Below are 14324 nucleotides of genomic sequence, written 5' to 3' on the forward strand. Positions count from 1 at the left end.
GGGCTCGTCAACCTATAAACTGTTTCGATCTTTTACGCAGCGTCACCGTGCGGAGATCACGAGCCCTGAGCGCCCGTCCGGACGTGAAACTGTCCACCCGGGAGATCCACTCGCCTTCCGCCGTCTCACGGCGGACGTACGCACACACGACGGAGGCACGAAGGCACGGGTCTGGGTTCGCTCCGTGCCTCCGTGTCTCCATCGTGATCGGCAAGGGACTGCCCCGGGAGGTTGCACCGGGCGCTCTGTCACGAACATGTTGCACGATGCAGGCCAACCATCGCGGGATGCCGGCGTCGCCCGTTTTCCCGCGACGGCCGTGGGCCGCCTTTCATGGTTGAAACCACCGGTTGCAACCATGGCGCAACGGAGCGGCGTGCCTGCCTCCGGGGGCGCCTGGCGCCCTCAGGAGAGTGCCTCTCAGCCGGCAGGACCGGTCAACGATGATCCAGGGCGCTCGCCCAGCGGCCCCGACGATCCAGCCGCGCGGGGCGGGAGCGGCAACGCCACCTGGAACCGCGCCCCCATGCCCGGCGCGCTCTCGACCTGGATGCTCCCGCCGTGGGCCCTGAGGATCTGGTCCACGATGTACAGGCCGACGCCCAGGCCCCCGTACGAGCTTGTAGGTGCCGCCCGCTCGAAGCGGCCGAAGATCCGGGCGATGTACTCCTGGGCGATCCCGATGCCCTGATCCATCACCTGGAGCACCGCGGACTTGCCGTCGACCGAGATCCGCAGCTGGATCGGCTTGCCGCGGCCGTACTTCATGGCGTTCATGAGCAGGTTGGTGATCACCTGATCGATGCGCAGGCGGTCCCACCGGCCGACCGCCGCCTGCGGGATGTCCAGGTCGAGCGAGCAGCCGGCGCGCTCCAGCTCGATTTCGAGGCGGCTCGCCACGTCGCGCGCCACGTCGCACAGGTCCACGTCCTCGAGGCTCAGCTCGAGCTGGCCGCTGTTGATGCGCGTCACGTCGAGCAGCGTGTCGATGAGCCGCGTGAGCCGCTCGATCTGCCCCTCCGCCTGGGCGAGCTTCGCGAGCACCTGCTCCGCCGGCAGCCCGCCGTCCGAGCGGACGAGGGCGCGGATGAGGCCCTGGACCTGCAAGATGAGCGCGCTGAGCGGCGTCCTGAGCTCGTGCGAGGCGACCGCCACGAAATCCTCGCGGATCTGCACGGCCTCGCGCGTGAGCCGCAGCAGGCGGGCGTTCTCGAGGCAGAGCGCCGCGCGCTGGGCGACGTCGAGGGCGACCGCGAAATCGGGGGGCTCGAAGCGCTCCCCCGGCTCCACCCAGACCATGCTGAGCGCGCCGAGCACGTTGCCGCGCGTGACGAGCGGCACGCACAGGTAGCTCATGGCCCCGATCTCCTGGATCACGGCCGGATCGTCGATGTCGAGCGCCCTGGCGACGTCGCGCGGGGCGCACTCGACGCGCAGATCGGGGCGGCCGCTCGTCAGCACCGCGCCCACGCCCTGCTCGGTCAGGGGGAGCTCCCGCGGGGCGAACCGCCCCGCGAACCGCGCCGCCTCGCGGCCCCGGTGCGCGGCGGCGAGCCTGCGCGCGCCGCCCTCCCTGCGCAGGTCGAGCACGCACCAGGTGCAGATGCGCTCCGACGCGAGGCGCACAAGGGCCGTCGCGACGCTGTCCTCGTCGAGCGACGCCGAGAACGAGCTCGACGCCTCGGCGAGCAGCTCCGAGCGGCGCACCGCGGACTCGGCCTCCGCGCGGGCCGCCCGCTCGCGCGTCAGGAGGTGAATGCGCTCCTGCTCGTGGCGCTTGCTGTCGTCGATGTCGGTGAAGCTGCCGAGCCAGCCGACCACGCGCTTCCAGACATCCCGCTCCGGGACCGCGTGGCAAAGGTGCCACCGGTAGACCCCCTGACGGGACCTGAGGCGACACTCGCCCTGGAGGGGCTCGCCGGACTCGACGCAGCGCCGCCACTTGCTGACGAACTGGTTCAGGTCGTTCGGGTGCACAGCGGCCTGCCAGCCCCAGCCGCGGAGCGCCTCGAACGCGAGCCCCGTGTACTCCAGCCAGCGCGAGCTCACGTAGTCGACGCCGCCGTCGAGCTTCGCCGTGAAGACGCACTGCGGGATGGCGTCGGCCAGGTTCTGGTACCTCGCCTGGGCGGCGCGCCGGAGGTCCTCGACCTCGGCGTCGCGCCGCCGCTGCTCCGCCTTGCGCAGGAGCTCCGCCTGCTCCTTGATCTGCTCGCCGCGCCGGTGGAGCTCGACGAAGACGGCGACCTTCGCCTGGACGACCTCCGGCTCGAGCGGCTTCAGCAGGTAGTCGACGCCGCCGACCGCGTACGCCTTGTAGATGGCCGAGAGGTCGTCCGTCGCCGCGGTCAGGAAGATGATCGGCGTGTGGCGCGACCGCTCCCGCTGCTTCACCAGCGAGGCCACCTCGAAGCCGTCGATGTCGGGCAGCCGCACGTCGAGCAGGAGGACCGCGAAGTCCTCGGACAGGATCCTGAGGAGCGCGTCCTTCCCGCTCGCGGCGGTCACGAGGCGGTAGCTCTCGTCGACAAGGATCGCCTTGAGCGCCGCCAGGTTCTCGGGCTGGTCGTCGACGAGGAGGATGCTTGTCGTCTCTGGCGCGGAGGACACCGTGCGGCTCCGTGGCTCAATCCGGCTGCAGCCAGTGCAGCATGACCGACATCAGCCGCCCCTCGTCCACGGGCTTGGCCACGAAGTCGTTCAGGCCGGCGTCCAGGCACTTCTGCCTGTCCTCCGGCATCGCCTTGGCCGTCACCGCGATGATCGGCAGCTCGTTGAAGCGGGGATCGCTCCGGATCTCGCGCGTCGCCTCGTAACCGTCGAGCTCGGGCATCATGATGTCCATGAGCACGATATCGATGCTCGCTTCGGCCTCGCGCAGGAGCTCGATGCCGTGCCGCGCGTTCTCGGCCAGGAGCACCTGCGCCCCGCGCCTCTCGAGCAGGCTCGTGATGGCGAAGACGTTGCGCGCGTCATCGTCGATGACGAGCACGCTCCGCCCCGTGAGCGCGACCGAGGAGGAGCCGTTCGTGAGCAGCGGCGGGATCGGCTCGGGCAGCTCGGGGCGCGCCGGCTTCATGACCTTCTGCTCCGGCCGCTCCGCCGGCAGGTAGAGGGTGAATTTGCTGCCGAGCCCGGGCGTGCTGTTCAGCGAGATCTCGCCGCCGAGCAGGCTGGCCAGCTCGCGGCTGATCGTCAGGCCGAGGCCCGTGCCGCCGTAGGTGCGGCTGGTGGAGGCGTCGGCCTGCTGGAACGCGTCGAAGATGAGCGTCTGCTTCTCCGTCGGGATGCCGATGCCCGTGTCGGTGACGGCGAACGCCAGGACGGTCTTCGCCTTGATGAGCGTCTCCCGCTTGAACGTGAGCCCCCGGCTGGCCAGCTCGATCTCGAGCGAGATCCGCCCGGACGACGTGAACTTGAAGGCGTTCGACAGGAGGTTCTTCAGGATCTGCTGGAGCCGCTGCAGGTCGGTCATGATCGTCGAGGGCACGCCGGTGGCGACCCGGACCCAGAACTCGAGCTCCTTCTGCTCCGCGATCTGCCGGAAGCTCCGCTCGACGTACTCCGCGAGCTCGGACAGCGACACCCGCTGGGTCTTCACGTCGATCTTGCCGGCCTCGATCTTCGACAGATCGAGGATCTCGTTGATGAGCTGGAGGAGGTCCTGCCCCGCGGCGGCGATCGTCTTCGCGTATTCGACCTGCTTCGGCGTGAGCGTGTGCTCCTCGTTGTCCGCGAGGATCCTGGCGAGGATGAGCAGGCTGTTGAGCGGCGTGCGCAGCTCGTGCGACATGTTCGCGAGGAACTCGGACTTGTACTTCGAGGTGCGCGACAGCTCCCTGGCCTTCTCCTCCAGGGAGGCGCTGGCGCGCGCGATCTCGCGGTTCTTGATCTCGAGCTCAGACGCCTTCTCCTCCAGCTCCTGCGAGCGCGAGCCGAGCTCGGTGTTGGACCGCTGGAGCTCCTGGAGCAGCTCCTCCGTCCTCATGCTGGCGCCGATCATGTTGAACACGACGCCGATCGACTGCGTGAGCTGCTCGAGGAACGTGAGGTGGATGGGCGTGAAGTTCTGGAAGCTCGCCAGCTCGATGACCGCCTTGAGGCCGCCCTCGAAGAGCACCGGCAGGACGCAGATGTTGCGCGGCGGCGCGTCGCCGAGGCCCGAGCTCACCCGGATGTAGTCGTCCGGCAGATCCGTGACGACGATGCTCTTCTTCTCGAGGCCGCACTGCCCGACGAGCCCCTCGCCCAGCGCGAACCGGTTGGAGATGCCCTTGCGCTTCTGGAATGCGTAGCTCGACGTGAGCTTCAGCGTCGGGTTCTTGTCCTCGGACTCCAGCACGTAGAAGGCCCCGTGCTGCGCCGAGACGAGCGGGGTGACCTCGGACATGATGAGGCGGGAGAGCGCCTCGATCGTCCGCTGCCCGGCCATCATCCCGGAGAAGCGCGCCAGGTTCGTCTTCAGCCAGTCCTGCTCCTGGTTGGCGCGCGTCGTGTCTCGCAGGTTCGAGATCATCTGGTTGATGTTGTCCTTCAGCTGAAGGACCTCGCCCTGCGCCTCGACGGAGATCGCCCGCGTCAGGTCGCCCTTGGTCACGGCGGTCGCGACCTCGGCGATGGCGCGCACCTGCGTGGAGAGGTTGCCGGCGAGCTGGTTCACGTTGTCGGTGAGGTCCCTCCACGTGCCGGCCGCGCCGGGCACCTTGGCCTGGCCGCCGAGCTTGCCCTCGATGCCGACCTCGCGCGCGACCGTCGTCACCTGCTCGGCGAAGACGCGCAGCGTGTAGGTCATGTCGTTGACGGTGTCGGCCAGCGACGCGATCTCGCCCTTGGCCTCCAGGGCGAGCTTCTGGCGCAGGTCGCCGTTCGCGACCGCGGTCACGACCTTGGCGATGCCGCGCACCTGCGAGGTGAGGTTCGAGGCCATGACGTTGACGTTCTCGGTCAGGTCCTTCCAGGTCCCGGACACCCCGGGCACCTGCGCCTGGCCGCCGAGCTTGCCCTCGGTGCCCACCTCGCGCGCCACGCGCGTCACCTCCGCGGCGAACGCGCGCAGCTGATCGACCATCTTGTTGATGGTGTCCTTCAGCTCGAGGATCTCCCCCTTCGCCTCGACCGTGATCTTCTGGGACAGGTCGCCGCTCGCGACCGCCTTCGTGACGAGGGCGATGTTGCGCACCTGGTTCGTCAGGTTGCCGGCGAGCTGGTTCACGTTGTCGGTGAGGTCCTTCCACGTGCCGGCGACGCCGGGCACCTGCGCCTGACCGCCGAGCTTGCCGTCCGTGCCGACCTCGCGCGCGACGCGCGTCACCTCCGCGGCGAACGCGCGCAGCTGATCGACCATCTTGTTGATGGTGTCCTTCAGCTCGAGGATCTCCCCCTTCGCCTCGACCGCGATCTTCTGGGACAGGTCGCCGCTCGCGACCGCCTTCGTGACGAGGGCGATGTTGCGCACCTGGTTGGTCAGGTTGCCCGCGAGGACGTTCACGTTGTCGGTGAGGTCCTTCCACGTGCCGCTGACGCCCCGCACCTCGGCCTGCGCCCCGAGCTTGCCCTCGGTGCCCACCTCGCGCGCCACGCGCGTCACCTCCGACGCGAACGCGCGCAGCTGCTCCACCATCTTGTTGATGGTGTCCTTCAGCTCGAGGATCTCGCCCCGCGCCTCGGCGGTGATCTTCTGCGAGAGATCGCCCTTGGCGACGGCCGTCGTCACCAGGGCGATGTTGCGCACCTGGTTGGTCAGGTTGCCGGCGAGCTGGTTCACGTTGTCGGTGAGGTCCTTCCACGTGCCGGCGACGCCGGGCACCTGCGCCTGACCGCCGAGCTTGCCGTCCGTGCCGACCTCGCGCGCGACGCGCGTCACCTCCGCGGCGAACGTCCGCAGCTGCTCCACCATCTTGTTGATGGTGTTCTTCAGCTCGAGGATCTCCCCCTTCGCCTCGACCGTGATCTGCTTCGACAGGTCGCCGTTCGCGACCGCCGTCGTCACGACCGCGATGTTGCGCACCTGGTTGGTCAGGTTGCCCGCGAGGACGTTCACGTTGTCGGTGAGGTCCTTCCACGTCCCGCTGACGCCCCGCACCTCGGCCTGCGCACCGAGCTTGCCCTCGGTGCCCACCTCGCGCGCCACGCGCGTCACCTCCGACGCGAACGCGCGCAGCTGCTCCACCATCTTGTTGATGGTGTTCTTCAGCTCGAGGATCTCCCCCTTCGCCTCGACCGTGATCTGCTTCGACAGGTCGCCGTTCGCGACCGCCGTCGTCACGACCGCGATGTTGCGCACCTGGTTGGTCAGGTTGCCCGCGAGGACGTTCACGTTGTCGGTGAGGTCCTTCCACGTGCCGCTGACGCCCCGCACCTCGGCCTGCGCACCGAGCTTGCCCTCGGTGCCCACCTCGCGCGCCACGCGCGTCACCTCCGACGCGAACGCGCGCAGCTGCTCCACCATCTTGTTGATGGTGTTCTTCAGCTCGAGGATCTCCCCCTTCGCCTCGACCGTGATCTGCTTCGACAGGTCGCCGTTCGCGACCGCCGTCGTCACGACCGCGATGTTGCGCACCTGGTTGGTCAGGTTGCCAGCGAGGACGTTCACGTTGTCGGTGAGGTCCTTCCACGTGCCGCTGACGCCCTGCACCTCGGCCTGCGCACCGAGCTTGCCCTCGGTGCCCACCTCGCGCGCCACGCGCGTGATCTCCGAGCCGACGGTCTGCAGCTGCTGGACGACGTCGTTCACCTCGTCGGCGATCTGACCGATCGTCCCCGGCACCTCGCCGATGCCGACGCGCGCGGAGAAGTTGCCCGCCTTCACCGCCTTGAGCACCTCCAGGATCGCCTGGAGCTGCATCTCCCGCACATCCAGGTGGGTCCCGACGGCGCCGCCCTTGCGGGACGGCGGCTTCTTCTTGCTCGCGCCGCTCCCGCTCTTGTCCTTCGAGCTCGCGGCGATGTTGTTCGGTTGCATGAATACCTTCCTGAGGACGAGTGCGCGCCTGGAAATCTCGATCCCGCCTGGGCTGTTCGGGCCTCGACGAGGCCGGGGAAGGGCGGCGTCACGAGGCCTTTGTGCGCCGCGCTCTCACGATTTGCCGCGGCGCAGAACTTCTTCGACCTGTCGCTGGAGACGAGCGTGCTCGATGTCGCGAGCGCGGCGCTCGAGCGCGCGCCGCATGCGAGAGCTTAGCTCATCGGAACGGAAAGGCTTCGAGAGGTAATCGGAGGCGCCGACGCGGAGGGCGCGCATCCCCGTTTCCACGGAGCCGAACGCGGTGATGGCGATGATCGCCAGGGACGGGTCGTGCTCCTTGGCTCGCGCGATCAGCTCGATGCCGTCCATGCCCGGCATGCGGATATCCGTGATCAGCAGCTCGAATTTGCCGGACGGGAGCAGTCGGAGGCCCGACAGAGCATCGGCGACGTGCGTCGCCTGATAACCGTGGTCCGTTGCGATGTCAACGACGAACCGGCCAAGGTCATCGTCGTCCTCGACAATCAACACGTTCGGTGAGCTCGAACTCATCCTTTCTGTCCTTCCTCTATGCCCCCTGTGCTCGCCACCAGATTCATCTCGGGGTTCGCCTTCAACCCCACTGCTGGGCTCGTCTTCATGTCCATTGCTGAGCTCGTCTTCATGTCCACTGCCGAGCTCGCCTCTGCGCTCGCCTTCCTGCTCTCCGGCGAGCCGGAGGGTATCGTGGGCAGGATGACCCGGAAGAGCGCCCCGCCGGTCGACGAGGAGGCGACCTCGACGGATCCGCCCGCCTCCTCGACGATGCCGTGGACGATGGCGAGGCCAAGGCCGCTCCCGCCGCGGGTCGCCTTCGTCGTGAAGAACGGCTCGAAGATCTGGGCCGCGTCCTCCGCGCGGACCCCGGGCCCCGCGTCCTCGACCTCGAAGCACACGGCGCGAGACCCCGCCGGGCCCTCGCACTCGTGGAGCACGCGCACCACGAGCTCGCCTCCGCCGTCCTGAGCCTCGATGGCGTTCAGGCATAGATTGAACACCACCTGAAACAGGCGATCGGAGTCGAGGGCGACGCGCGCCCACGCGCCGCGGTCGCGCGGGCACAGGACGCTCGTCTCGACGTCGCGCTTCCTGCACTCCGGGCCCAGGAAGGCGACAACGTCGTCGATCACGCGCCGGAGATCGCTGTCCTCCTGCTGCGACCGCGACGGCCGAGCGAGGGAGACGAGGCGGGAGACGACGCGCGTTATCCGCTCGGACTGCCGCGCGATCGTCTCCAGCTCGGCGCGCAGGTGCTCCGGGCACCCGGGCAGGTCGGCCGCGCGGCGCGCGCGGCCCTGGATCACGTTCAGCGGCGACCCGATCTCGTGGCCGAGCGACGTCGCCACCTGCCCCGCGGCGGCGAGCGCCTGCGCCTGCTGCAACCTGCGCTCCACGTTCACCCGCGCCGCCTCCTCCCGCTCGGCGCGCTCCCGGGCTTCCCGCAGCGACCACGTCATCGTGTTGAAGGCATGGGCCAGGCGCGACAGCTCCTCCGCGCCCTTCTCGGGCACGGCCGCGTCGAGATCCCCGCTGGCCACGCGCTCGGCCCCGGAGAGGATGGCCCTCGCCGGGAGCGCGACGGTGAAGCGCCCCACGAGCCCGGCCACGATCGCGCTGATCAGCAGCAGCACGACGCCAGTCGCCGCCAGGCCCTGATTCAACGTGTCCTCCAGCACCTCGATGTAGTGGCGGTCGCGCACCAGGACCGCGACCAGGGGCGGATTGGCGTTGCTCGGCTGGATGGAGACGGTGCGGATCAGCACCGATTGTCCGACCAGACGGGCAGGCTCCTCGATGTCTCCGCCCTCGCGGAACGACCGATAGGCGAACGCCTCGAGGCGCTCCGCCTCCCGCTTGACCCCCTCCGTGATGAAGACCGCCTCGCCTTCCCTTGTGAACGCGGCGACGCCCAGGATGCGCTCGGCGCTCGCGAAGTGCTCGGCGCGCCGCCGGACGAGCGCGATGTCCTTGCGCTGCAGCGCGCTCTCGACGAACGCCTGGAGCAGGGTGGCGTAGTTGCGGAGCTCCGCCGTGGCCTCGTCCCGCAGGACCTGTTTGCGGTGCGCCGAGGCGAACACGCCATACAGCAGGATCGCCATCGCGATAGGGACGACGAGCGACAACCAGACCTGGTGCGCTAGCCTCATCCCCGCGGGTCGGCGCTGGTGCTGCAGGGCCATACGACGATCCCCCGCGGCGCCCAGAGGACGCCACCGCGTTGACGCCCCGCGTCATCGGCGGGTTCCGATCGTGCGAAGCCCTCGGATCACATCACCATTTGCCCCGATCGGCAAGGCCTTCCTGGCGCTCGACAGAGGCATTCATCGCGCGACCGCGCCACACGAGCGCTCGACATCAGGCTCTCCCTGAGCGGAGCACTGGATCTGGCGGACTCCTCCGTGACATCGGTCACGCGTCCTTGCGTACCGGCGCGGCCCGCGGCCGCGCGCGCTTCGCCCCGCCGCCGCGCGCTGCGCTCTCCTCGAGCAGCTCCCCCCACCGCGAGATCGCCTGCGCCACATCGCCGAACCCCCGCCCGGCGTCGGTCAGCTCGTACTCCACGCGGACGGGCGGGCCCGGCAGCACGCGCCGCACCACGAGGCCGAGCGCCTCGAGCTCCTTCAGCCGGCTGGAGAGCATCCGATCGCTGATCGCGTCGAGCCGCTCGCCGATCTCGCCGAAGCGGAGCGCGCCCTCCTCGAGCGTCGCGATGATGAGGCCGTTCCAGGGCTTGGCGAGCACGGCCATCGCCGCCTGGAACCTGTCGCAGAGGTGCTGGCAAGAGTGCTTCATTCCACGACCCTTGCCACAGCATGACCGCTTCACTACCAAAAAGGAAGCCCCTTGACACGAGGTAGTATGGATTCATGATGCTCGCCGAACGGATGCTACTTCCCTTTCGGAAGCTACATCTTCTTTGCAAGGAGCATCGATCGTGACCACCGCCTCTGACCTGCTGTTCAGCCCCTTCGCGCTCGGTCCCCTGTCGCTGCCGAACCGCCTCGTGATGGCGCCGATGACGCGCTGCCGCGCGGACGGCCACGTGCCGACCGAGCTCCACGCGCGGTATTACGAGCAGCGGGCCTCGGCAGGCCTCATCGTCACCGAGGCCACGCAGGTCAGCCCGCAGGGCATCGGATATCTCCGCACGCCGGGCATCCACACCGACGCGCAGGTCGAGGGGTGGCGGCTCGTGACGGACGCGGTCCACCGGGCTGGGGGGCGCATCGTCGCGCAGCTCTGGCACGTCGGGCGGTCGTCCCATGTCTCGTTCCAGCCGAACCGGCAAGCGCCGGTGTCGTCCTCGGCCATCGCCATCCGCAAGGGCCATGCGCACACGGCCGAGGGCCCGCAGCCGTACAGCACCCCGCGCGCCCTGGAGACGGACGAGGTCCCCGGCGTCGTCGCGCAGTTCGAGCACGGGGCGCGCCAGGCCAAGGCCGCCGGCTTCGATGGGGTCGAGCTCCACGCGGCGAACGGCTACATCATCGATCAGTTCCTCCGCGACGGCGTGAACCGGAGGACCGACCGGTACGGCGGCTCGATCCAGAACCGGGCGCGGTTCCTGCTCGAGGTCACCGACGCCGTGACCGGCGTGTTCGGCGCGGACCGGGTCGGCGTGCGGGTCTCGCCGACGGGCGACTACAACGACATGAGCGACTCCGATCCGAAGGCGCTCTTCGGCCACGTCGCCGCCGAGCTCTCCGCGCGCAAGCTCGTCTATCTGCACGTCGTGGAGCCGACCTCCGGCGAGCCGCCGGACGCCCCGGGGCGGGTGACGCCCCTCCTGCGCGAGCGGTTCCGCGGCGCCCTCGTCGTGAACGGCGGCTACACGCGGGAGGCCGCCGAGCAAGCGCTGCGCTCCGGCGTGGCGGACCTCGTCTCCTTCGGCGTGCCGTTCCTGGCCAACCCCGATCTGCCCGAGCGCCTGTCGCGCCGGGCGCCGCTCAACGCGCCCGACGTCGCGACCTTCTACTCCGACGGCCCGCGCGGCTACGTCGACTACCCGCGCCTCGGCGAGGCGCAGGCGGCCAGCGCCGCGAGCTGACCTGATGGCCTGAGGACGCCGTGGCCAGATGACCTGATCCCGAGAACCGCGCTCTCGAGCGGCAGCGAGGGCCAGGAGCCCCCGCGCCGCTGCCCATGATAGGCTTCCAGGCCGATGTCGGCCGCCGCTCCCTTGCTCCCGGACGATGAGATCCACCTGGCGCTCTGCCCGGCGCGCTCGCCCGCGGAGGCCCCGTGAGCGCGGCGCCGGGCGAGGTGCAACGCATCGGGGCCGCCGAGCTCCGGGCGTTCATCCAGGACGCGGGGGAGCTCAAGAAGGGCACGCTGCTCTACGACGGCGGGCAGCTCCTGAACCTGGCGCGCCACGAGAACAAGCTATTCTGCGACGCCAGGGGCTCGGGGGCCTCGCCCTACAAGGTGACGCTCGTCTACAGCGACGCGCCGGCGCCCGCGTTCAAGGGGCGCTGCACCTGCCCGGCGCGGGCCTTCAGCACCGCGTTCTGCAAGCACGCGGCGGCGCTGCTCGTCGCCTGGGCGCGCGCGCCCGAGTCGTTCGTCGTGAGCGACGCGGCGCCCCCCGGCGCCCCGGGCGGGGAGAGAGCGCGCAAGAGCGTGAAGAAGGGGGCCGCGAACGCGCAGGCCCTGATGAAGTCGGGCGTCGAGCAGGTCAGCACGCTCGTGCGCGAGCTCGGCGTGGCCGGCGTCGCGACGATCGGGGCCGACCGCATCGAGCAGATGGAGAAGCTCGCCGAGGGCCTCCGGGAGAACCGCCTCCGGCGGCTCTCGGCCCGGACGCTCGACCTCGCCGCGCTGCTTCGCGGACAGGCCGCAGGCGCCGGACAGGCCGCGGGCGCTCGACAGGCCGCGGGCGCTCGCCGCCACGCGCTCCCGGCGGTCGCCTACGCGAACCTGATGGCCGACCTCCTGCTCACCGCCCGCAAGCTCGAGAAGCACCTCGCGGGCGAGCCGCTCGACGACCGCCACGTCGAGGAGCTCGTCGGCAAGACGTGGAAGGCGTCCGACCGGATGCCCGCGGACGGGCTCACGCTCGTCGAGTACGCCTTCTCGACGCGGACAACGAGCGACGATTTCGTCATCCGGGAGAGCCGATTCATCGACCTCGAGTCCGGCCGGCACTTCAGCGAAAAGCAGATCCTCCCCGCCTTCATGGCGAAGCGAACCGAGCCGAAGCGGAGCTTCGCCGGCGAGGTGCTCGCCGGGCCGCGCGCGACGACCTACCCCGGCTACCCGCCGCTCCGCCTCGACTTCACCGATCTCGGCGACAAGCGCCCGCTCGACACAGGCGCCCTCGAGGCCGTCCTCGCGCGGGCGCTGCCCGACGTCGGCGCGGCGCTCGCGGCCCTCCAGGAGCACCGCAAGGACGTCTTCGCGCCCGACCTCGTGCCCGTCGCCGTGCTCACCGACACGCTCTTCGCGCGCGGCGCGCGGCTCTCGGCGGTCGACGACAAGGGGGAGGCGCTCCACCTGCCCGACGATCCGGCGCTCGAGGAGCGGCTCGCCGGCTCGCTCCGCGACGCCCGGCTCCGCGCGCTGCTCGGCGACGTCGGGATCGACGCCGCCCTGCCCGTCCTGTGGCCGCTCGCCGCGATCGTCGAGGGCCCGCTCGGCCTCTCGCTGCTCCCGGTCATCGAGCAGGGGGCCGCGGCGCGGACCGGGCCGCTGGAGGGCTCCGCGTGGAACGCCGCCGCCCGCGAGGCGGGCGCCTCGCCCGCGGCCATCGCGCTCGGCGAGGTCCGCGAGGAGCTCGCCGAGGCGCTCGCCACCGGCCTGACCGGGCTCAGCGCGCGCGTGACGGACCCGCTCGCCGAGCGGCTCCGCGACCTCCGCCTCGAGAAGCAGGCCGCGCTGCTCCAGAGCCTGCCGCAGAAGCCCGAGCCGGCCGACCGGCTCGACGACTTCATCAAGCTCTACCAGGTGCTCGAGATGGCGCTCGTGCGCCTCGCCGGCGCGACCCACATCGATCGCGCCGGCGAGGGCAAGGCGATCGAGCGCGTGCCGACCTACGAGAGCGTCGTCGTGGCGCGGCCCGACGAGACGCACCCCCCGGACGAGGTGGCGCGGCGCCGGGCCGCGGGCGCGATGAGCCGCTACGTCGCCGCGGTCCACCACGCGCGCTACTACGCGTCGCTGCCGGCGAGCGAGCTCGTGCAGAGCATCTTCCCGATCTGGGCCGACGGCACCGCGACGCCGACGATCGCGAGGACGTTCGCGCCGCTCGGGGCCGAGGCGATCGCCGCCGCCGAGAAGGCGCTCACGGTGAAGGCGGGCCGCGTGGCGAAGCTGACCGCGGTGCGGGTGCTGCAGGCGGTCGTCCAGCACGGCGGCCCGGCCCGCGGCGAGGCGGCGGCGATGCTCGGCAAGGTCGCGGAGCACGCCAAGGACGCCGGCCTGCGGGCGCTCGCCCGCGACGCGCTGGACGCGATCGACGCGGAGCCGTCGGCCGGGTCGGGCGGCGCCGCGGTGCGCGCGCGCCGCGCCGCGCGGATGGATCGGGTGCAGGAGCTCGCGAAGACGCTCGGCGCGGCGCCGACAAAGGAGGAGCGGGGCGAGGCGCTCAAGGCGCTCGCCGAGCTGGGCGACCTCGCCGCGCTCCCGGCGCTCCGCCGCGCCTTCTACGCGGACGCCTCCCGCGACGTGCGCGAGGAGGCCGCCTACGCGCTCGCCCAGCTCGGCGACGTCGAGATGGTCGAGACCTTCGTGCGGATGCTGGCGGGCCGCGGCAAGGACGAGCGGGAGGCGAAGATCGCCGCGTACGCGCTCGGCTACCTGGGCGACGTCCGCGGGCTGAGCGAGCTCCTGTCGGCCTACGCCGAGGGGTACAAGCCCGGCATCGTGGCGGACGCGATCCGCGCGTTCGGCCCCGTGGCGCTCGCGCCGCTCGTGGATCTCATCGAGGCGCGGCCGGAGCTCGCGAAGCGGGCGGCGGCGCTCGACGCGCTGAAGAAGATGGACGACGCCGCGGTGGCGGGCTGCCTGCTCGAGCGGATCGAGGCGCGGCGCGGCGGCGACGATCTCGCCGAGAAGGCGCAGCTCTACCTGAAGCTCGCCGACGTGCACCCGCACAGCCGGCGCGAGGTCGCGACCGCGATCATGGCGGCGCTCGCCGCGGTGGACGGCAAGGAGGCGCAGGCGGCCGTCAAGGCGGCGCAGCGGGCCCTCGGCGTCGTCAAGCGCAGCAAGTAGCCGGCCGCCGTCCGGTCACATCGCGATCTGCACGGAGAGCTCGGCGCGTGGCCGGCCTCCGCCAGGCCACATCGCGATCTGCGCGCCTCGCCGCCTCTCCGCCCCACCG

Annotated in this window: 7 protein-coding genes; 2 read left to right on the forward strand and 5 right to left on the reverse strand. The window is 70.7% G+C overall.

Features of this window, described 5'->3' with window-relative positions:
* Window positions 1-420 precede the first annotated feature (420 nt).
* The 5 genes from WMF28_RS38610 to WMF28_RS38630 form a co-directional block, all read right to left on the reverse strand.
* Complete coding sequence (locus WMF28_RS38610; protein ID WP_437598624.1) at window positions 421-2610, reverse strand: ATP-binding protein; 2190 nt, start codon at window positions 2608-2610, stop codon at window positions 421-423.
* Window positions 2611-2626: 16 nt separating this feature from the next.
* Window positions 2627-6961, reverse strand: a complete 4335-nt coding sequence (locus WMF28_RS38615; protein ID WP_437598626.1) for a HAMP domain-containing protein — start codon at window positions 6959-6961, stop codon at window positions 2627-2629.
* 114 nt (window positions 6962-7075) lie between these two features.
* A complete protein-coding gene (locus tag WMF28_RS38620; RefSeq protein WP_437598627.1) occupies window positions 7076-7516 on the reverse strand; it encodes a response regulator in 441 nt (146 codons plus the stop codon).
* The gene (locus WMF28_RS38625) at window positions 7513-9102 is read right to left on the reverse strand and encodes an ATP-binding protein (protein ID WP_437598629.1); all 1590 of its coding nucleotides are present in this window, start codon (window positions 9100-9102) and stop codon (window positions 7513-7515) included. Before WMF28_RS38625 ends, WMF28_RS38620 begins: the two co-directional genes overlap by 4 nt.
* A gap of 310 nt (window positions 9103-9412) precedes the next feature.
* Complete coding sequence (locus WMF28_RS38630) at window positions 9413-9796, reverse strand: winged helix-turn-helix transcriptional regulator (protein WP_437598630.1); 384 nt, start codon at window positions 9794-9796, stop codon at window positions 9413-9415.
* 142 nt (window positions 9797-9938) lie between these two features.
* Between WMF28_RS38630 and WMF28_RS38635 the strand changes: the two genes are divergently transcribed.
* Window positions 9939-11051 (forward strand): alkene reductase, encoded by a 1113-nt coding sequence (locus WMF28_RS38635; protein ID WP_437598632.1) that lies wholly within the window; start codon window positions 9939-9941, stop codon window positions 11049-11051.
* A 194-nt stretch (window positions 11052-11245) separates the two neighbouring features.
* Window positions 11246-14215, forward strand: a complete 2970-nt coding sequence (locus WMF28_RS38640; RefSeq protein ID WP_437598633.1) for a HEAT repeat domain-containing protein — start codon at window positions 11246-11248, stop codon at window positions 14213-14215.
* Window positions 14216-14324: the final 109 nt, after the last annotated feature.

The sequence above is a fragment of the Sorangium sp. So ce590 genome, assembly GCF_051521365.1.
Lineage (GTDB): Bacteria > Myxococcota_A > Polyangia > Polyangiales > Polyangiaceae > Sorangium.